At 43.9% G+C, this 20,016-nt stretch carries 17 protein-coding genes; 13 read left to right on the top strand and 4 right to left on the bottom strand.

What is annotated here, in order from left to right:
• Positions 1 to 10 precede the first annotated feature (10 nt).
• The 6 genes from CKK33_RS09000 to CKK33_RS09025 all read left to right on the top strand — a co-directional run bounded on the left by CKK33_RS09000 (position 11) and on the right by CKK33_RS09025 (position 6,057).
• Positions 11 to 715, top strand: a complete 705-nt coding sequence (locus tag CKK33_RS09000; RefSeq protein ID WP_095703786.1) for an SDR family oxidoreductase — start codon at positions 11 to 13, stop codon at positions 713 to 715.
• A gap of 152 nt (positions 716 to 867) precedes the next feature.
• Positions 868 to 1,935, top strand: coding sequence for an NADH:flavin oxidoreductase/NADH oxidase (locus tag CKK33_RS09005; protein ID WP_095703787.1), 1,068 nt, complete (start codon positions 868 to 870; stop codon positions 1,933 to 1,935).
• A gap of 222 nt (positions 1,936 to 2,157) precedes the next feature.
• Complete coding sequence (locus CKK33_RS09010) at positions 2,158 to 2,577, top strand: OsmC family protein (RefSeq protein ID WP_095703788.1); 420 nt, start codon at positions 2,158 to 2,160, stop codon at positions 2,575 to 2,577.
• 78 nt (positions 2,578 to 2,655) lie between these two features.
• Positions 2,656 to 3,243 (top strand): DUF4230 domain-containing protein, encoded by a 588-nt coding sequence (locus CKK33_RS09015; RefSeq protein WP_095703789.1) that lies wholly within the window; start codon positions 2,656 to 2,658, stop codon positions 3,241 to 3,243.
• Between the two features lie 80 nt (positions 3,244 to 3,323).
• Positions 3,324 to 4,703: a pitrilysin family protein gene (locus tag CKK33_RS09020; protein WP_095703790.1), complete on the top strand. Its 1,380-nt coding sequence runs from the start codon at positions 3,324 to 3,326 to the stop codon at positions 4,701 to 4,703.
• 19 nt (positions 4,704 to 4,722) lie between these two features.
• Positions 4,723 to 6,057: a pitrilysin family protein gene (locus CKK33_RS09025; RefSeq protein WP_095703791.1), complete on the top strand. Its 1,335-nt coding sequence runs from the start codon at positions 4,723 to 4,725 to the stop codon at positions 6,055 to 6,057.
• A 120-nt stretch (positions 6,058 to 6,177) separates the two neighbouring features.
• Here the strand turns inward: CKK33_RS09025 and CKK33_RS09030 are convergent, their stop codons facing one another.
• The 3 genes from CKK33_RS09030 to CKK33_RS09040 all read right to left on the bottom strand — a co-directional run bounded on the left by CKK33_RS09030 (position 6,178) and on the right by CKK33_RS09040 (position 11,320).
• The gene (locus CKK33_RS09030) at positions 6,178 to 7,296 is read right to left on the bottom strand and encodes an AI-2E family transporter (RefSeq protein WP_233138179.1); all 1,119 of its coding nucleotides are present in this window, start codon (positions 7,294 to 7,296) and stop codon (positions 6,178 to 6,180) included.
• 258 nt (positions 7,297 to 7,554) lie between these two features.
• Positions 7,555 to 9,654 (bottom strand): tetratricopeptide repeat-containing sensor histidine kinase, encoded by a 2,100-nt coding sequence (locus CKK33_RS09035; RefSeq protein ID WP_143822936.1) that lies wholly within the window; start codon positions 9,652 to 9,654, stop codon positions 7,555 to 7,557.
• Between the two features lie 187 nt (positions 9,655 to 9,841).
• Positions 9,842 to 11,320, bottom strand: coding sequence for a glycine--tRNA ligase (locus tag CKK33_RS09040; protein ID WP_095703793.1), 1,479 nt, complete (start codon positions 11,318 to 11,320; stop codon positions 9,842 to 9,844).
• A 168-nt stretch (positions 11,321 to 11,488) separates the two neighbouring features.
• Between CKK33_RS09040 and CKK33_RS09045 the strand changes: the two genes are divergently transcribed.
• The 7 genes from CKK33_RS09045 (at position 11,489) to CKK33_RS09075 (ending at position 19,005) form a co-directional block, all read left to right on the top strand.
• Complete coding sequence (locus tag CKK33_RS09045) at positions 11,489 to 12,196, top strand: ATP-binding cassette domain-containing protein (protein WP_095703794.1); 708 nt, start codon at positions 11,489 to 11,491, stop codon at positions 12,194 to 12,196.
• Between the two features lie 213 nt (positions 12,197 to 12,409).
• A complete protein-coding gene (locus tag CKK33_RS09050) occupies positions 12,410 to 12,922 on the top strand; it encodes an outer membrane beta-barrel protein (protein WP_095703795.1) in 513 nt (170 codons plus the stop codon).
• 99 nt (positions 12,923 to 13,021) lie between these two features.
• Positions 13,022 to 15,433 (top strand): gliding motility-associated ABC transporter substrate-binding protein GldG, encoded by a 2,412-nt coding sequence (gene gldG / locus CKK33_RS09055; protein ID WP_095703796.1) that lies wholly within the window; start codon positions 13,022 to 13,024, stop codon positions 15,431 to 15,433.
• A gap of 139 nt (positions 15,434 to 15,572) precedes the next feature.
• Entirely contained in the window at positions 15,573 to 16,697 is a 1,125-nt protein-coding gene (gene dnaN, locus CKK33_RS09060; RefSeq protein WP_095703797.1) for a DNA polymerase III subunit beta, read from the top strand.
• Positions 16,698 to 16,874: 177 nt separating this feature from the next.
• Entirely contained in the window at positions 16,875 to 17,540 is a 666-nt protein-coding gene (locus CKK33_RS09065; protein ID WP_095703798.1) for a DUF4397 domain-containing protein, read from the top strand.
• A 4-nt stretch (positions 17,541 to 17,544) separates the two neighbouring features.
• Positions 17,545 to 18,294, top strand: coding sequence for a DUF4397 domain-containing protein (locus tag CKK33_RS09070; protein ID WP_095703799.1), 750 nt, complete (start codon positions 17,545 to 17,547; stop codon positions 18,292 to 18,294).
• A 48-nt stretch (positions 18,295 to 18,342) separates the two neighbouring features.
• Positions 18,343 to 19,005: a DedA family protein gene (locus CKK33_RS09075; protein WP_095703800.1), complete on the top strand. Its 663-nt coding sequence runs from the start codon at positions 18,343 to 18,345 to the stop codon at positions 19,003 to 19,005.
• Here CKK33_RS09075 and CKK33_RS09080 read toward each other — a convergent pair whose 3' ends face one another.
• Entirely contained in the window at positions 19,006 to 19,965 is a 960-nt protein-coding gene (locus CKK33_RS09080) for a zinc dependent phospholipase C family protein (RefSeq protein ID WP_095703801.1), read from the bottom strand.
• Positions 19,966 to 20,016: the final 51 nt, after the last annotated feature.

Consider the following 20,016-nt stretch of genomic DNA (forward strand, 5'->3'; position numbering starts at 1 on the left):
TCTGATATCTATGAACATCATTATTACCGGAGCCAGCAGTGGCGTAGGTTTCGAAGCTGTAATTGAACTTACTTCTAAAGGGAAGCACAAGGTGATGGCCTTATCGCGATCGCAGGAAAAACTCGAAAAGCTATTGGAGATATCTCAAAGCCTCAACCCCGATTGCGAGCTATACGCGATAGCATTTGATATTGTACATGACGATTACCAAGGCTTACAGCAGTTTATTGCCGCAAATATGGATGGTAAGGTGGATGTGCTCATCAATAATGCAGGCGTGCTAATCAATAAACCATTTATGGAGTTACAGGAAATGGATTTTGTAGAAATGCTTCAAAGCAATTACCTGGGGCATGTGCGTGTAATACAAAACCTGCTGCAATTTATGGGCGATGGTTCTCATATAGTAAACATTGGCAGTATGGGCGGTTTTCAGGGAAGTTCGAAGTTTAACGGTTTATCAGCGTATTCAGCATCAAAATCTGCCTTGCATACCCTCACAGAATGCCTGGCGCAGGAGTTTGCTGAACAAGGTATAAAGGTAAACTGCCTGGCGCTGGGGTCGGCACAAACCGAGATGCTGGAGAAAGCGTTCCCGGGGTATGAGTCGCCGGTTATGGCTTTTGAGATGGGTAAATACATTGCCGATTTTGCATTAACCGGTCATAAGTTCTTCAATGGAAAAATTTTACCTGTGGCTTTAACAACTCCTTAAATATAGCATTGAGTTGTTTTGTAAAGTTCCGCTTATAAAACAAGCCCCATTGTTCATTTGTAAGTAAATATGTCTGTTGTGCAGGGTTTATGACAAACCACTGAACACAGGCTGTTGAAGGTTGACCATATTTGGCAAAAAAACAAATAACCATGGCGCATCTGTTTTCTCCTTTAAAAATAAAAAGTATCGAGTTTAAGAACCGCATAGTGGTATCGCCCATGTGCCAGTATTCGTCTGCTGACGGCTTTGCTAATAACTGGCACCTGGTACACCTTGGTGCACGTGCGGTTGGCGGCGCGGCTTTAATTATAACAGAAGCCACCGCTGTTTCACCGGAGGGCCGAATCAGTTTTGCCGATCTGGGTATCTGGAAAGACGATCATATCGAAAAACTTAAAGAGATCATCGCTTTTGCAGAGCAGGAGGGCGCTGTAATGGGTGTACAGCTTGCTCACGCCGGCCGTAAGGCCAGCCATGCCGAGCCCTGGAACGGGGGCAAACAAATAGCTCCCGGGGAACCAAACGGATGGGAAACTGTTGCCCCGAGTGCCGTCCCTTTCTATGAAAATGAAATTGCGCCGCATGAACTCGATAAGGCCGGCATAAGTAACATCATCGCCGATTTTAAAGCCGCTACTGTAAGGGCACTGGAAGCGGGTTTTAAGGTGCTGGAATTACATGGGGCGCATGGCTATCTTTTTCATCAGTTTCTTTCCCCGCTAAGTAACAAACGTACAGATGAGTATGGAGGCGCTTTTGAAAACCGCGTACGCTTTTTACTGGAAACGGTTGACGCTGTTAACACCGTATGGCCGGCAGACCTGCCGCTTTTCGTACGTATTTCGGCTTCAGAATGGGTTGAGGGCGGCTGGAGTGTTGATGATTCTATCGCATTAGCCAAACTACTTAAACAAAGAAACGTAGACCTCATTGACTGCTCAAGCGGGGGCAACGCTGCAGGTGCGAAAATACCATTGAAACCGGGTTACCAGGTGGAGTTTGCCGAAGCCGTAAAAGAGAACGCCGATATCCTGACCGGGGCCGTAGGCTTAATAACAGAGCCTACGCATGCCAACGACATTATAAAAAACGGGCAGGCTGATGTAGTGCTGCTGGCGCGTGAACTCCTGCGCGACCCTAACTTCCCGCTGCGTGCGGCGCATGAGTTGGGTCAAGAGGTGAAGTGGCCCGTGCAGTATGAGCGGGCAAAATGGTAAAGTTTGATTCACCCCGCGGCACTTCGTGCGCGACCCTCTCTGCTGCGCAAAGAGGGTAACTACAGAAATCCTCCATCTTCTTTGCGCAGCAGAGAGGGTCGACCAGCGTAGCGTAGTCGGGGTGAGTAAACAAAAGGGTAAGTAAATAGGTAACATTTAAATTATTTTGAATATCAATACAACATCTTATTTTAGTATATACTCATAATCAATTAAACAAACATGAAACGTACAGCAAATGCACATTGGAATGGCAATTTAAAAAGTGGTAAAGGCGAGATCAGCAGCCAAAGCACCACACTTAATAATACACAATATTCATTTAAAACCCGTTTTGAAGAAGGCGTTGGCACCAACCCGGAAGAGTTAATTGCCGCTGCTCACGCAGGTTGTTTTACCATGGCGGTAAGCGCCGCGCTATCTCAGGTAGGTGTTGAACCGGGCGACCTTACAACAGAAGCCATTTTAGACCTGGATATGCAGGCCCTTGAAATTAAAGGTATACACCTGGAGCTTAAAGCATCGGTTATTGATGGTGTTGATGAAGCTAAATTTAAAGAAGTAGCCGAAGGCGCTAAAGCTAATTGTATAGTTTCAAAAGCGCTTAATGTGCCTATCACTTTAAACGTTACTTACGCTTAATAAAAGCGTAATATAAATACAGGCAGCGATGGCAAAACCATCGCTGTTTTGTTTTGTAGGTATTTAAAAACATTTTTTATGCTTAACACACGCTCGAGGGTTTCGCTTACCTTAATGTTCGCGCTTATTATTACCGGATTTTTAATTTTCATGTTCTTTTACATCAAACATGAATTTACCACTACCCGTACCGAGATCACTGAAGACGCGATGGTGTCAAAAATTGTGAACATGGGTAAACTGGAACTGGTTAAATACGCCATGAAAGATGTGGTTGAGAAAAAAGAACTGCATATGCTGCTGCCCGATTCTCGGGTACTGTTTGTAGCCGTTGGAGAGGTAACCGCCTGCATAGATCTTACCAGGATACGCAAGGAAAATATTATACAAACTAAGGATAGCGTTACGGTAACCCTGCCACAGCCCGAGATATGTTATGTGAAGTTAGATCACCAGAGATCAAGGGTGTATGATGTATCAGGCGTTTGGTTTGCCGATAAAAGCAAGCAAATGGTAGAAGATGTATATAAAATAGCTGAAAAAAAGATGCTGAGCAGCGCCAACGAGCTTAATATTTTAGGTAAAGCACGCGAGAACGCGGGCACCATATTTAAACCATTGCTGGAAAGTATTTCGGGTAAGAAAGTTGCTTTATCATTTAAATAGATATCAATAGTTAAACTTAAACAATAATGTAATAATTTAGGGGTCTTGTCATCTAAACGAATATCAGTATTTAAACTCTTATGACCCTTAAAATCACTAAATTATTGACGCTTACCGCGGCTGGCTTAATCGGCTCGCTTTGCGCAGTGGCTCAACCAAGGCTTCCGGAAGGCTACTTTTGGAAAAAGCTTCCCAACGGACTGGAAGTTGTTGTTATCGAGAACAGCAAAGTTCCGCTAACTACCATTGAAATTGCTGTAAAGAACGGCGCCTACACCGAAGGCCCTGAATTTAGCGGCCTTTCACACTTGTTTGAGCATATGTTCTTTAAAGCCAACAAGGATTACCCTACCCAGGAAAAATTCTTAAAACGCACGCAGGAGCTTGGCGCCATATGGAACGGTACCACCAGCGTAGAGCGGGTAAACTACTATTTTACGGTTGGTAAAGACAGCCTGGATGCAGGTATGAAGCTCATGAATGCTTCTATACGTTTCCCTATTTATCGTGAGGAAGATATGAAAAAGGAACGCCCGGTGGTTGATGGCGAGTTCCAGCGTAACGAGAGCAGCCCGGGTTTTCAGTTATACTATGATGTGAACAAACACCTTTGGGGCGATCTCATCACCCGTAAAATGCCTATCGGGATACATGAGGTCATCAATTCAGCGACGCCTGAAAAGATGATGATCATTAAGAACAAATATTATTACCCTAACAACAGTTTGCTTACCATTTGCGGTGATGTTAAACACGAAGACGCGTTTAAAAAGGCGGAGCAAATATTTGGCGACTGGCAAAGCAGCGGTTTCGACCCGCATGTAAAGTACCCTATTCCTCCATTTAAGCCGCTTGATAAAAGCGTAGCTTTCGTAAAGGAAATGTCTATAGCCCGTACACCCATGATCATGATTGACTGGCAGGGCCCGGCTTACATGACAGATTCGGCATCTACAGTAGCTGCCGATGTTTTTTCAACTATAACAGGCCTTAATTCTTCCAAATTACAGCAGGCACTGGTAGATAAAGGTCTTGCCTCGTCTGTTGATTTTAGTTACAATACCTCGCATTACATTGGTCCGGTATCGTTATTTGTGATACCCAACCCTACAAAGCTAAAAGAATGCTATGCCGAGATTAAAAACCAAATGAGCCAATGGGGCCGCCCTGATTATTATACCGATGAGCAGCTGGCTGATGCCAAAGCGATATTATTGCGTAACCACAGCAGGCAAATGGAAAAACCATCATCAATTCCATCTCAGTTAAGCTACCAGTGGTGCAGTACATCATTAAACTACTATACCGACCTTACCAGCAATTACCAGAAAGTAACAAGGGCCGATATTGCCAAGTTTATGAATACTTATGTAGTGGGTAAGCCAATGGTTGCCGGCATTATTTTAACGCCCGAGGCAAGTAAGGCGGCAAACGTAGCCTCATTTTTTGTAGCCAACTAACCTAAACAGCAAATTAATCATGAAAAAAATTATATATCTATTAGTTATCGCCGCTGCCACTGCTGGTGTTAAACCTGCTTATGCCCAGAAAAAAGCCTACGAAATGACGGTTGACGGCGTGAAGGTGATTGTACAACCAAGCGGTAACGATATTGTAGAGATACAAACTGTTATTAAAGGCGGAGTACAGAATTATCCGGCCAACAAAGCCGGTATCGAAGCTATGGCCATGAATGCCCTTAACGAGTGCGGTACCTTAAAACACGATAAGAACAGCTTTAAAAATCAGTTAGACAAGATCAGCGCGGCCGTATATGGCATGGCTACCAAAAACTATTCTGTTATAAAGGTAAATTGCATAAAGAGCGACCTGCCAGTGGCCTGGCCGCTTTATGTTGAGGCCATTACCATACCTAAATTTGACGTTAATGAGTTTGAACGTATTAAGCAGGACCAGATCAATAACCTGAAATCACAGGACTCTGACCCTGATTATGCCATAGACCAGTATGCTGATAAAGTTGCCTTTACCGGCCGCGATTATGCTAAAAACCCTAACGGTACGCCCGAAACAGTAAAAGCCCTCACCGCTGAGGAAACAAAGAAATATTACCAATCTATCCTCACCAGATCGCGTATGCTGATCGTAGTAGTGGCCGATCTGGAACGGTCTGATATTGAAGCAAAAGTGAAAGGCCTGCTTGGCTCAATCAAACAAGGTGCTCCTTTTGAATTAAAAAAATCATTTTTTAGGGCCTACAAAAACACTTTCTCTGCCGAGAGCCGCGAACTGGCTACCAACTATGTTGAGGGCGTAACAAGCGGCCCTGCCCCAGGCACACCTGATTTTGACGCTTTTAACGTAGCCATGCGTATTTTCGCTAACAGGCATTTCCTGGATGTGCGTACTAATAACGGTTTATCATATGCCCCGCAGGCATGGTTCAGCGTAGGTTCAACATCAGTTGCCAAGTTCTCCGTTTCAACCACCCAGCCTGATAAGTATATTGCTGTATTTGATAAACTGGTAGATAAAATTAAAAAGGACGGCTTTAACGATGCCGACGTAGCCGATATGAAAGTAACCTACTTAACCGGCTTTTATTACAAGAACGAAACCAATACTGCACAGGCCGGCTCTATTGTTGCTAATGAGGTGCTGCATAACAACTGGAAACGCTCTTTAACTCTTGCAGATGATGTAAAGAAACTGACCACTACCCAAGTGAGCGACGCTTTCCGTAAATACATCGGCAATATTATATGGGTTTACCAGGGTGATACTAAAAAAGTGAACCCTTTACTATATACCAATGGTACCTTAAACAAAGCCGATAACCCGGTAAGTAATTAATTGGTCATTAGTGAGTGGTTAATAGTGATTAGTCATTATTAGCGACGCCTATATTTTTTGGAAACGGCCCGGGAGTAATATACCGGGCCGTTTTATATTACATGAAATGCATTGTACTGCTTAACTATCGGCCTTAACAGGCATTACTGCCTGTCTTCTGCGGCGGTTGCGCCATATCTCAACCATATGCATGGTAGGGATGTTATCGCCCAGGAGTTTACCCCAGGGTTTCAGCGGCTCGATCCGGTCAAAAATTATTTTTAGTACAGCTACGAATGGGATAGACAGGAACATGCCCGATACGCCCCATAACTGATTACCCAGCAGTACTACGATAATAGACATCAGCGCGTTAATCTGCACTTTTGATGATACGATGCGCGGTACCAATATATTATTATCGATGAACTGAATAACAATATATGCAATTATCACACCCAGTTGCGTAGAATAACCGTCTTTTGTTACCGTAGCCATCAGTACCGGCAGTGCTATGGCGATAATACCACCCAAATAGGGTATCAGATTGAGAATTGCGCCAATACAGCCGATAAGAATGCCGTATTTTACGCCAAGCAGTATCAATGCTACCGAGTTCATGGCTGCCACAATAATCATCTCTATCAGCAGGCCAACAATATAGCTTTGTATAGCTGTTTTAGTTTCACTCAATACCTCGCTTACTTTTTTGGAGTTTTCTTCGGCGAATACCTCATACAGGAAATTAAGGATAAGTGTTTTATAATATAGCATCAGGAAGATATATACCGGCAGCAGAAAAACTACCGACAATATGCCCAATACGCTATTGAGCGTACGGCCAACCATGGCCTGGCTGTTGTTAAGCGCGTTTTTTATCATCTGCTCCTGTTTGGCAACAGCTACACCAAAATTATCCTTTACCCATATTTTTACATCGGCCGTAATGCTTTCAAACTTTTTCTGCAGCATAGGCATTGCCTCACCAAACTGAACAATTTGGGTGGAGAGAAAGTAAAACACCAAAAGCACGGTAATTATCATGATGAACATCGCTATCAGGATAGCCAGAAACCTCGGTACGCGCATTTTTTGGAGGCGGTTGCAGAGCGGGTTAAGCAAAATGGCTAAAAACGCGGCAAATGCCAGTGGTACTAATATCTCGGCAAGGATATTAAGTACGTAAACCAGTAAAATAAGCCCGAAAAGCACCACCGTACTTTGTATGTAAAAAGGCTGGTCCTTTATTTTGATGTTCATGCAGTTAGTTTATAAGCAGATAAGGAGCGTAACCCATAATTGTTTTCATGGGCCCTTAACTAACAACGCCCGTGTGAACGGGCGTTGTTTTAGTAGGTGTTTTGTTGCAGTGCAATGTTGTAACTGTTCTGAAACAGCCCCTTTGGGTCAAGTACGGTACCAGGAAGATGCTTTTATTGCTCACATAACCATTAAGCGGGAAACTCTTCTTACCTGCTGAACAAGTGTTTGATTTTTTTAAGGATGGTGTAGATGAGCCTATTTTGCCGCAGGAAGAATAAAGCTGAAAGTTGTACCCGTCCCCGGCTCGCTTTCGGCGTAAATAGTGCCGTTGTATTTCTCTATCAGGTCTTTACAGAATACCATACCCATGCCCGTTCCTCGTTCGTTAAGGGTACCCAGCTGACTTACCATTTTACCGGCGAATAGCTTTTTGAGCTGGCTGGCATTCATGCCCACACCGGTGTCTTGCACCGAAAACTTTATGCGGTTATCCAGGCAGGTGGCAGCTATGTGTATTTCGCTGTTGCAGTGCGAAAATTTTATAGCATTAGTGAGCAGGTTGTGTATTACAATGCGTATTGATTTGGGGTCGGCCAGCACCGTATGCTCGTTATTTACGTTGTTTACAGGGGTGATATTTTTTAACCTGAATTGTTCGTCCAGTATATTCAGTTCTTCGTCTACCACATCGCAAAGGCAAAAGCTAACGGTGGTATCTTCAATATTATCAACCTGGCTGTTTATCCAGAACAGCAGCGTATCCAGGAAATCGGAAGTTTGCTCGAGCTTAACAAAAACTTTTGGCACCATCGCCATAAATTCATCGGTAGTAAGGTCTTTACTGGTAAGCAGTGAAAATACGCCTCGCAGCGTGCTGAGCGGGGCCCGAAGGTCATGCGCCAGTATGCCTATAAGGCGATCTTTAAGATGATTAAGGTCGTTAAGCTTTTCTGCCTGCTCAATAACTTCTTTATTTTTTTCGGCCAGTTGGGCGTTGGCCTCAAATTGTTTCCTTTTGGCATTATAGTAAAATATCAGCATAATGGTTACCACCAGGATAATAATGCCGTATACAATATTGGTGCGGCGCTGCTGAGCCAGCTTCTCCATCAAATATTTTTCCTTGAGAGATGCCTTGCGCTGATTAGCCTCAAAATCGAGCATCTGGTTGTATGAGCTAAGCTTTTGCAGGCTTACGTCGTTTTTCAGGCTGTCCTGTAAGCGTAAGTAAAGGTTGTGCTGTGCATAAGCTTCCCGGAAGTTATTAAGCCCCGCGAGTGCGATGCTCAACTGTAATACGGCATCGGCGCGCATGTTAAGGCTTTGCAATTTATCGGCTGTTTCGCGGGCGAGTAGGGCGTATTTTTCAGCATTAAGAAAGTCTTTTTGTTGGTTATAAACAGTTGCCAAACCAATGTAAGCGTTTACTACATTGTATGGTATCCTGCTTTTTTTTGAGTAGGATACAGCTTGGTTAAGATAGTGCAAGGCCGAGTCGATACGCCCGGTATGGAAATGATAGAGGCCAATATTATAATAAATAAGGCCAATACCCTCTTCGTCGCCAAGCTCATGATACATGGCCCCGGCCTCCTTAAAGTATCGCAAAGCCTTATCATATTGCTTTTGGGCCAGCAATACTTCACCAATGTTTTGGTACGCGGTGCTGATACCCTGCTTATCATCCAGCTTTAGCCATAACGCGTTAGCCTTGTTAAAATATTCCAGCGCTTTTGCGTACAGCTCAAGGTGCTGCATCACCACGCCAATATTGCAATAGTTATCGGCGGCGGCTAACTGGTTATTCAGCCTGAGATCAATAGTAAGTGAGTGGAAGTAATTATCCAGCGCCTTATTAAAGTCGCCTTTATTATCATAAGTAATACCAATTATGGCATAGCAGTGGGCTATTTCTAATGGGTTATTGAGTTTTTTGCGAATGGCCAGCGCGAGGTGAAAATAATTGATGGCCTTATCGTAATTACCGAGAAAATCCTGCACGCGGCCAAGCCCCATGTAAGATTCGCTTATCCCTAATTGGTTATTTAATGTGGTATAAATATTTAGCGCGGTATTGTAATTTTTTTGTGCCTCGTCGTATTTACCGTTAAACGAGTTTACCCTGCCTAAAATATTGTTACCTGCTGCTTCGCCTTTTTTATAACCGCTTTTCTTAGAAAGATCAACAGCTACCTTTGCATAATAAGTACTGCTATCCGGCATGGATTCATAGTAGTGATCTGCCAGTTCATTAATGCGGTTAATAGTGGTTGTATCGCTGTTACGGATGGGCGCCGCTGATATATTCAATAACTTTTTAAGGCTATCAACCCCTTCATCTGGCGGTTTACCCACAGCAACGCTGCCGCAAAAAACAAAAAATATAAATAAGTATCTGATAGGTTTCAATAAAATTCAGGTATAAAACGGTTACGGCAAAGTTTATCATTAACCAGGTGGGGGGAACTGTTAATTTCAACACCGTTAAAATAGTAAAAGCCCGCTTTAATAGCGGGCTTTTTTTTAATATTTTTTATAAATATTATAATACGTTCTTCCAGCTCACCAGATCGCCTATAATGCGTTCCAGGTCATCGGCATTTACGCGCTCCTGGGCCATGCTGTCACGGTGGCGTATGGTTACGGTATTATCCTCCAAAGTTTGGTGATCTACCGTGATACAAAAAGGCGTGCCGATAGCATCCTGGCGGCGATAACGTTTCCCAATAGCGTCTTTTTCTTCGTATTGCAGGTTAAAGTTTACCTTTAGTTTGTCCATTATCTCGCGGGCTTTCTCGGGCAGACCGTCTTTTTTGGTTAACGGGAAAATAGCCGCTTTAACAGGAGCCAGTACAGGGTGCAGGCGCAATACCGTACGGCTATCTTGCTTATCTTCAGTGCTCAGGTCTTCCTCTTCGTAAGCGTTTATGAGGGTAAGCAGGAACATCCTGTCTAAACCTATTGAGGTTTCTATCACGTAAGGAATATAGTTGCCGTAAGGTTTGCCGGTTTCAGGATCAACCTCAGGGTCAAAGTACTGCATTTTTTTACGGGAGAATTTCTCGTGCTGGCTTAAGTCGAAATCGGTACGGCTGTGTATGCCCTCTACCTCTTTAAAACCAAACGGGAAGTTATACTCAATATCAAAGGCAGCATCGGCGTAATGGGCCAGTTTGGTGTGCTCGTGGTAGCGGTATTTTTCTGGCGAGGTACCCAGGGCAAGGTGCCAGTTTAAACGGGTTTGTTTCCATTTATCAAACCACTCGCGCTGTGTGCCCGGGCGAACAAAGAACTGCATTTCCATTTGCTCAAACTCGCGCATACGGATAATAAACTGGCGGGCAATTACCTCGTTACGGAAAGCTTTACCAATTTGCGCAATGCCAAAAGGTATTTTCATCCTGCCAGACTTTTGAACGTTAAGGTAATTTACGAAAATACCTTGCGCGGTTTCCGGGCGTAGGTAAATGGTATCAGACTCATCAGCTATAGCGCCTACCTGGGTGCTGAACATCAGGTTAAACTGGCGTACATCCGTCCAGTTGGCGGTGCCGCTGAGCGGGCATTTTATATTTTGTTCGATGATCAGTTCGCGCAGGCGCGGTAGGTTCTCGGCCTTAAGCGCGTTATCCATCTCAATTTGCAACTCCTCGGCTTCGCTGGTTTTGCCTTCCTCATCTAACTGGGCAATGCGATCTTCCAGTAACTGATCGGCACGGTAGCGCTTTTTGCTATCCTTGTTATCTATCATGGGGTCGCTAAAGCCGTCAACGTGGCCGCTGGCTTTCCAAACGGTAGGGTGCATGAAAATGGCAGAGTCGATACCCACAATGTTCTCGTTCATCTGCACCATGGCTTTCCACCAGTAGGTTTTAATGTTGTTCTTTAATTCAGAACCATTTTGGCCATAATCATAAACGGCGCTCAGGCCATCATAGATCTCGCTGCTCTGGAAAACGAAGCCATATTCTTTGGCGTGTGATATTACGTTTTTAAATAGATCGTCGGTTTGCGTACTCATAGTGTGGCAAAGATATATTTTAGAGGCTAATATTAAAGGTGTTAATGTTGAATTAATATCGAATAACCAATATCGATTTACGAATGATGAAGTGAGTAAATTCGAAATTTTGCATTCGAAATTCGGTGTTGGTTATTAAATCTGCTGTCTATGCAATACCTTTACGCCATGAGCATACAGGTAGCCAATTTAAGCAAAGTTTATGGCCGGCAAACGGCTGTTAACGCCATTAGTTTTGAAGCTAAAACCGGTGTGTTGGGCTTTTTGGGACCTAATGGCGCCGGCAAAAGTACCACCATGAAAATGCTTACCGGTTATGTGCCACCAACTTCGGGTACTGCTACTGTTAACGGGTTTGACATTTCCAGGCAGTCGCTGGAAGTGAAACGCAGCATAGGCTACCTGCCCGAGAGTAACCCGCTTTATACGGATATGTATGTGAAAGAAGCGCTTAGCTTTATCGCTGGTATTCATCAGCTACATGAACCGCAAAAGCGTATAGCCGAGGTGATTGAGCAAACCGGCCTTGGGCCCGAGCAACATAAGAAAATAGGCCAGTTATCTAAAGGCTACAGGCAAAGGGTAGGGCTGGCACAGGCTATTATGCATGATCCGCAGGTGCTGATACTGGACGAGCCTACCTCCGGACTGGATCCTAACCAACTGGTTGGCATCAGGCAGTTGATCAATGATCTTGGGAAAACCAAAACCATTATCCTATCCACCCATATTATGCAGGAGGTTGAGGCCGTATGCGGCAGGGTGATCATCATTAATAAGGGTAACATTGTAGCGAATGACACGCTTGCCGGGCTGCATTCCGCTCACCATAATGCTTCGCTTGAGAGCATTTTTATTAAGCTTACCAATGCTTAGTGGTTGTTGGAGTTAAAATTAAAGTATCTGATAATCAATTAGTATTATAATTTAAATAATGTTAACTGTAACACTATAGGTTGTAAAGCCGTCTGATAGGAAAGCTGGAAAAATGCCGTATTCGTACGATGATATGATAAATGCCTAAAAACGGGTATTTCGTATTGTATGTTAACGCCTATTTTTACCGGTAAAACTTAAACATTATTAATTATGAAAAAAGTACTACTTATGTTAACCGTTATCTGCGGTTTATCAGTTGCTGCAAAAGCACAAACATCATCACAAACAGGAAAATTTAGCATTGGCGTTGAAGCAGGTTTGCCGGTAGGTAACGCTTCGGATGTATCAAACTTTGTTATCGGTGGCTCTTTAAAATACGATCATCCGGTAGCTGAGAATACATTTCTTACGCTTTCTGCTGGCTACAACAAATTTGTTTACAAATCTGAATTTAAAGATGAAGGTAGTTTTTACGCTATTCCGGTTAAAGTAGGTGTTAAATACTTCTTTGATCAAGGCTTTTACGGCGAAGCACAGTTAGGTGCAGCTTTTCAAACTGAAAAAGTTACAGGTTTGGGTAGCTTTCACAATACTGCATTTGCTTACGCTCCTGGGATAGGTTATGCATTCAGTCCTAATGTAGATCTTGGTGTGCGCTATGAAGGTTGGTCTAAAAATGGCACAACCAGCCAGGTTGCTTTACGTTTAGCATACAGCTTCTAATTAGCCGTAAATAAAATTTAATTAAAGCCCGGTGCAATATTGCACCGGGCTTTTTGTTTGAGGGGCAATTTGTAACTTTACCGTCCTAATTACATATCCGTGCTCAGCATCCTCAAAAAAGAAATAAGTACTTATTTAAATTCATTAGTGGCCTATATAACCATAGGCGTATTCCTGCTGGTGCTGGGCCTTTTCCTTTGGGTTTTCCCCGATACCAGTATACTGGCCTATGGTTACGCCGGTTTAGAGAGCTTGTTTAGCACGGCGCCTTACCTATTTATGTTCCTGGTGCCTGCCATTACCATGCGCTCACTGGCAGAGGAACGTAAGGAAGGTACTTTTGAGTTATTGCTTACCCGACCGCTTACTAGTTTGCAAATTGTGTTAGGTAAGTACCTTGCGGCGGTACTTATTGTGCTTTTAGCGCTGTTGCCTACCTTGGTATATTATTTTAGTGTTTACACACTGGGCACACCACAAGGTAATATTGATACCGGGGCAGTAATAGGCTCTTATATAGGGTTGTTTTTATTAGGAGCCGTTTTTACAGCTATCGGGTTATTTGCCTCGTCGGTAAGTAAAACGCAGGTAATAGCATTTACCATTGCGGTTTTCCTTTGTTTCTTTTTTTACAGCGGTTTCGATTCGTTGAGCACCATATTGTCATTGCAAAGCTTAGGGTTGCAAAACCTGGGGATCACTGAACATTACAACTCCATTAGTCGGGGTGTGTTGGATACCCGCGATCTGATGTATTTCCTTGTGCTCGTAGCTTTTTTTATCTGGCTCACCCTGTATGTGCTACACCGCCAGTTAAAACGCAAATTTGTTAATACGGCGTTCTTAAGTTCATTAGGGATATTATTTTCACTTACATCGCTCACCATTGTATCCGGGAAACTGTTTACCCGGTTTGATTTTACCAAAGAGAAACGGTTTACCGTAGCTCCCGTTAGCAGAGGGATTATGCAAAAGCTGCCCGGCGTGGTAAAGATTACTGTTTATTTACAGGGAGAAAATTTTCCGGGCGGGATGAAAAGGCTGCAAACATCTGTGCGGGATATGCTCACCGATCTGCAGGCTTACAGCAGCGATAAGCTTCAATTTGAATTTACAGATGTACTCAATGGCCTTAATCAGGAGCAGCAAAATCAAAAGCTGGACGAGCTGGCCCAAAAGGGGATAGAAGCACAAAACCTAAGCGTAAAAACCGACGATGGCGTTTCACAAAAAATCATCATTCCGTTCGCGCTGGTGAGTTACGGCAATAAAAGCATTCCGGTAAAGCTGCTGGAAACGCAAAGTAATGTTAACCTTACGCCCGACGAAGTTTTAAATAACTCTATCCAAAACCTGGAGTATGCTTTTTCATCAGCCATAAAAAAAGTCACTACCGGCGGCAGGCAGCGAATTGGTTTTACCGAAGGGCATAACGAACTTACCGACCGCCAGTTGAACGGTGCCATGCAAAGCCTGAGCGATGGTTACCTCGTAGGCAGGGTTAACCTGAGCACCATTCCGTTTGATAGTTTAGAGAAAATAAGCCTTCTGGTAATACCTAAGCCCGACAAGCCGTTTACCGAGACTGAAAAATTTAAGCTCGACCAGTTTATTATGCGGGGCGGCCGTGTGCTGTGGGCCATTGACCAGGTAAGCGCCGAACTGGATAGCCTGCGCAATAAAGGCGAAGATCAACTGGCCTTTAACAAACAGCTCAACCTGGACGACCAGCTATTTAATTACGGTATACGTATTAATTATGACCTCATAGCGGATATGAACTGTTCGCAAATACCGGTTACCACGGGTGATGCCGGCGGGCAGCCGCAGATACAAATGCTACCATGGCTGTTTAACCCGGTTTTTTTGCCTTTTGCCAAACATCCTATTGTTAAAAATCTGGATGGTATCAGCAGCCAGTTTGCCAGTACCATTGATATACTGGGCGCTAAAAATGTTAAAGCTACCGTGTTGCTTACCACATCTCCTTACAATAAAAAGCTGAGCGCGCCGCATATGTTGTCGCTGCGAGCTTTGGAGCAGGAGCCCGATCCAAAAGCTTTTCAGAGTCAGCCCAAAATAACGGGCGTTTTGCTCGAAGGCGAGTTTACGTCTGACTTCCGGAACAGGCCTGTACCTGACGGGATAACTGAAAAGATACAGCCCCTGGAACAAAGCAAGCCCACAAAGATGATCGTGCTGAGCGATGGCGATATCCTGCGCAACCAGGTAAGTGCCGATGGTTCGCCTTTTCCGTTGGGTTATGATCGTTATACACGGCAAAGCTACGGTAACCGTAACCTGCTGCTTAACATGGCCGATTACCTTACCGACGACTCAGGCCTTATTACTTTACGTTCAAAAGAGATACAGATGCGCCTGCTTAGCCGTGCCCGAATCCGGCAGGAAAAGCTATTCTGGCAACTGCTCAATAACATAGCCCCGATAGCAATGGTGTTAATATTCGCTATTTTTCAACATTATTTACGCAGGCGAAAGTATGCCCATTAAATTTTATACTTTTGGTAGCACATACGCCTCACCCTGCCCTCTCCAAAGGAGAGGATAAAAGAGGTTTAAAGTCCTCTCCATTGGAGAGGATTTAGGTGAGGCTTTTTTTATACTTTTGGTAGATAAACGTTAAAGACACATGAGATTTATAGTTTCCACTTCAACCTTACTAAAGCAATTGCAGTCTGTAAGTGGCGCGCTGAGCAACAGCACCGTTTTACCTATATTGGAGAACTTTCTGTTTGAGATAAAAGAAGGGAACTTAACCATTTCTGCTACCGACCTGCAAACCAGCATGACCACTTCGCTGGCTGTTGAAGCGAAAGAGAACGGCCGTATAGCCATCCCATCACGTATATTATTAGATACGCTGAAATCGTTACCCGAGCAGCCTGTAGCTTTCTCTGTTGATGACAGTACATTCGCTATTGAAATAAGCGCCGGCGACGGTAAATACAAATTAAGCGGCGAAAACGGTGAAGACTTCCCGAAGATACCGGTTGTAGAGAATGCTTCATCGGTAAACCTGCCTGCATCTGTTTTAGGCGAGGCCATTAACAAAACCATATTCGCGGTTAGTAACGATGAGCTGCGCCCTGCCATGACGGGGGTATTTTGCCAGCTAACCACATCATCATTAACCTTTGTGGCTACTGATGCGCATAAACTGGTACGTTACCGCCGTAAGGATGCCAGGGCTGAAAGCACCACATCTTTCATCTTGCCCAAAAAGGCTTTAACATTATTAAAATCAGCCCTGCCTGCCGATGATGTAAACGTATCGGTAGAATATAACAGCACCAGCGCATTCTTTAAATTCGGCAACATTAACCTGGTATGCCGTTTAATCGATGAGCGTTACCCTGATTATGAGGCGGTAATCCCGAAAGAGAATCCAAATAAACTGTCTATTGACCGTTTAGCTTTCTTGGGCTCGCTTAACCGTGTGGCCATTTACGCCAATAAAACTACCCACCAGGTAAGGTTAAAGATCAGCGGAAGCGAATTGAATATCTCATCTGAGGATATCGACTTTGCTAACGAAGCGCATGAACGCTTGAGCTGCCAGTATGAAGGTGATGACCTGGAGATCGGTTTCAACGCGCGTTTCCTGATCGAGATGTTGAAGAACCTGAGCTGCGAAGAAGTATCGCTTGAGATGTCGACCCCTAACCGTGCCGGTTTATTACTGCCACAAGGCGGCGACGAGAACGAAGATATATTAATGCTGGTAATGCCGGTAATGCTGAATAGCTATGCGTAATTTAGTTAATTAGAGATTGGTTGATTAGTGATTAGGGCTTATACTGAAAAGAAAGCTAATCTCCGATCACAAATCTCTAATCACTATCACAAAAAAGTCCGACCAGAGTCGGACTTTTTTGTATCATTAATAACATTTATAGCTATTATGGAGTTATATAGCATCTGCTTTAAATAAATGAGGACAGGAATATTTGTTATCGCGGCCCTGGTGCTGCTGATTGCCGTAGCAGCATGCAAAAAAGGCGATGATAGCGCCACTATACAGCAATTTACCACCGTAAACTTTATAAATGCCACAGGCGATACACTAAACGTGTATGTGAATGGCAGCAGGGTAAATACTACCAATTCGCTATATCCAATGGGTTCGTCGGGCTACATTAATGCCTTATTGGGTCAGCAAAATTACCAGGTGCGTAAGTACCGCAACGCTAACGTGCTTTTTAACCTGCCTGTGCCACTGGATACGGGCAAAACGTACTCGTTTTACCTGACAGGCAACACAGCCGACCAGGCTTTTACAGATGCCGATACGATAAAGAACACGCCTGATACTACTTTAGTTCGCTTTGTACATACTGCACCAAACGCGGGTGCAGTTGATGTGGTAATGAATGATACACTGCGTTTCAGCGGCAGCGCTTTTAAAAAAACAACATCCTTCCTGGCGGTGTCACCGGGTACTAAGCGCGTGCAGATATTTAAAGCAGGCACAAAAAACGCGTTAACTACAGATACCCTTACGTTTTTAGATAACCGTGCCTATACACTGTTTGTAAAAACTGGTTTGGGTGCAAACGGGCTTGCAACAGGTAATTTAGGATTAATTGTTAACAAGTAAACACATGGCTGCAAAAAACAAGAGCGGTATACTTTATGGTTTATTCCTGTTAGTTTCGGGTTTTATGTTGTTTGCCATACTGCAGTCATGCGGTAAGGATGGTGCTATTGGCGGTAGTGGTAACAACGCGCGCCTGCAAATTGTAAGCATCAGTAATGATGTGCTGCCGTTTAACCTGTATGCCCGTTACATCAGGCAAACACCTGTTTATACTTATCCTAATCCATCGGGATATTTTCTTATTAACGCTGCTGATACCCCATTGCAGATACGCACAGCCCAAACCAGTAACAATATTAATGTGGTTAACCTGCTTACCTTAAAGCAAACGCTAACCCGTGGTGTCCCCTATACTATGTTTGTGATGGGGCTGCGTGCCGATAGCTCGTTGCAGGCGGTGGTAACGGCTGATACATCGGCGGTACCTGCGAATGGCCGTGGCAAAATAAGGCTGGTGAATGGCATGGGAAATATCCCCGCGGGGATTGACCTGGTGCTGAATGGCACCACCGCATTTAAAAAGCAATTGTACACCACGGTAAGTAACTGGGTAGAGGTAACTGCAGGTACCTATAACATTAACGTTGTGGCTAATAACGCCCCCACAACGGTAATAAAATCCCTTCCTAATTTTACCATACTCGATGGTAAACTGTATACCATATTTACTTACGGTCGCTCAACCGGTTCGGATAGTACCGCGTATGGTGTTAACGCTTTACTAAACACTTTGCCGCCAAATACAACGTATTAAAGTTGGCTAACCGCTTTATGTTTATATTTTTGCAGAAAATTTAAGGCATTGGAAGTAATACACGGCATTATAGATTTTATCCTGCATATTGATAAACATCTCTCACAGATCATTAGTCAGTACCAGGGGTGGACCTACCTCATCCTCTTTGTGATCATCTTCGCGGAAACAGGTTTTGTGGTTACTCCATTCCTTCCCGGAGATTCTTTGCTCTTTGCTGCAGGCGCTTTAATAGCCGGTGGTGCAACCGGTATGGATGTTAATCTCCTTTGCCTCATTTTGATCATCGCCGCTGTATTGGGGAATACGGTAAACTACCTGTTAGGTAAGTACCTGGGTGCCCGTGTATTTAAAGAGGAAAACAAAATACTTAAACTAAGCTACTACCTTAAGACAAAAGCTTTTTTTGACAAGCATGGTGGCAAAGCCGTAATATTTAGTCGTTTTGTGCCTATTATTCGCACTATTGCGCCTTTTGTGGCAGGAGTAGGGCGTATGCCATTTGGCCGTTACACGGTTTACAATATTGCAGGTGGCGTTTCCTGGGTAATCATCTTCCTATATGGTGGCTACCTGTTTGGTAACGTAGAGATCATCAAAAAGAACTTCTCGCTGGTGGCGATCATCATCATACTGGTATCGTTGCTTCCGCCGATATTTGCTTACCTGAAAAGCCGCGTGAGTAAGAAACACAAAGTGAATGTGGATTAGTTAAGGTTTTGTTAAAACTTTACCTGACTTAAACAGCTCCTCCTCACGGTCAATTTTTTGCCTTTCCTCCTTGGTTAGCGGCCTGGTGATAAGTTTATTCAAGTCCGGTTGCCCTGCATCAACCCAGGCGGAGAACCAAAAGCTGCCAACACTGAGTATAGATGCTCTCATCTGCCGCTGAACCATTCCGCGCAACAATTTGTGATACGCCCGGCTGTAGGCAACCGAGTACACTTTTACCTTTCTGTTACCACGCTGCTCCATGGCATACTTCTGTAATGGCGGGAAGGTTTTGTTCAGCATTCGCTCTATGCGTAATACCGTATCAACTTTTTTGTATGAACTAATACAGATCTTAAAAGCCTCATTTAACGGATTGCTAATGTACCTGGCCTTACCAACATTGTAATGATAGCCATTGGCAAAAAGCTCTGGCAGGCGGCTTTCCCAAAGCCCATGGATGCCTTGTTGGTTAGTTAGCTGTCCATCGTAATTCTGAGTCAAATGCAAAGGAGTATGCGCATCTGAAATGTAATGTGCAAGGTTAGCCGAGGTAATGAGGATGCCCGTTGTATCATGCGCCTTAAAAGCCTTTACCAGCCAATAGTAATTACTGGTAATAGCCCACGGAACGGTGCCGTATTTATTCAATGTATCTGATGAATATTTTGCCGCCGCGTCTATCCAATGCTGTGGCATTACTTTAAAGGGCTGTTTGCCGTAATGGTCCGCGTCAAAGAAATGGTGTGGTATTTCTGATGAATCTACATAGCGCTTTTTATCGGCGCTTACGGCATGTTCTGTTATGAATTCGATATTGGCTTTATAAAAACCGGCCATGCCTTTAGGAAGCGTAAAAACCGCCAACCTGTTGATGCGGTAATGGGCAAAAAATCCCCATGAACAGCAGGTAGTGATAATGATGATGCAGGAGATAAAGGTTAAAAGCCGTTGCTTCATGGTTGGGTGAAGATAGGGGATTTAGTTTAATCGGAGAACTAAGTTAGTCGA

Source organism: Mucilaginibacter sp. MD40 (genome assembly GCF_002288635.1).
Lineage (GTDB): Bacteria > Bacteroidota > Bacteroidia > Sphingobacteriales > Sphingobacteriaceae > Mucilaginibacter.

What these genes read in the sequence shown, in the direction of transcription:
- CKK33_RS09000 (WP_095703786.1), top strand. Translation starts at nt 11, where the DNA reads ATGAACATCATTATTACCGGAGCCAGCAGTGGCGTAGGTTTCGAAGCT.
- CKK33_RS09005 (WP_095703787.1), top strand. Translation starts at nt 868, where the DNA reads ATGGCGCATCTGTTTTCTCCTTTAAAAATAAAAAGTATCGAGTTTAAG.
- CKK33_RS09010 (WP_095703788.1), top strand. Translation starts at nt 2,158, where the DNA reads ATGAAACGTACAGCAAATGCACATTGGAATGGCAATTTAAAAAGTGGT.
- CKK33_RS09015 (WP_095703789.1), top strand. Translation starts at nt 2,656, where the DNA reads ATGCTTAACACACGCTCGAGGGTTTCGCTTACCTTAATGTTCGCGCTT.
- CKK33_RS09020 (WP_095703790.1), top strand. Translation starts at nt 3,324, where the DNA reads ATGACCCTTAAAATCACTAAATTATTGACGCTTACCGCGGCTGGCTTA.
- CKK33_RS09025 (WP_095703791.1), top strand. Translation starts at nt 4,723, where the DNA reads ATGAAAAAAATTATATATCTATTAGTTATCGCCGCTGCCACTGCTGGT.
- CKK33_RS09030 (WP_233138179.1), bottom strand. Translation starts at nt 7,296, where the DNA reads ATGAACATCAAAATAAAGGACCAGCCTTTTTACATACAAAGTACGGTG.
- CKK33_RS09040 (WP_095703793.1), bottom strand. Translation starts at nt 11,320, where the DNA reads ATGAGTACGCAAACCGACGATCTATTTAAAAACGTAATATCACACGCC.
- CKK33_RS09045 (WP_095703794.1), top strand. Translation starts at nt 11,489, where the DNA reads ATGAGCATACAGGTAGCCAATTTAAGCAAAGTTTATGGCCGGCAAACG.
- CKK33_RS09050 (WP_095703795.1), top strand. Translation starts at nt 12,410, where the DNA reads ATGAAAAAAGTACTACTTATGTTAACCGTTATCTGCGGTTTATCAGTT.
- dnaN (WP_095703797.1), top strand. Translation starts at nt 15,573, where the DNA reads ATGAGATTTATAGTTTCCACTTCAACCTTACTAAAGCAATTGCAGTCT.
- CKK33_RS09065 (WP_095703798.1), top strand. Translation starts at nt 16,875, where the DNA reads ATGAGGACAGGAATATTTGTTATCGCGGCCCTGGTGCTGCTGATTGCC.
- CKK33_RS09070 (WP_095703799.1), top strand. Translation starts at nt 17,545, where the DNA reads ATGGCTGCAAAAAACAAGAGCGGTATACTTTATGGTTTATTCCTGTTA.
- CKK33_RS09080 (WP_095703801.1), bottom strand. Translation starts at nt 19,965, where the DNA reads ATGAAGCAACGGCTTTTAACCTTTATCTCCTGCATCATCATTATCACT.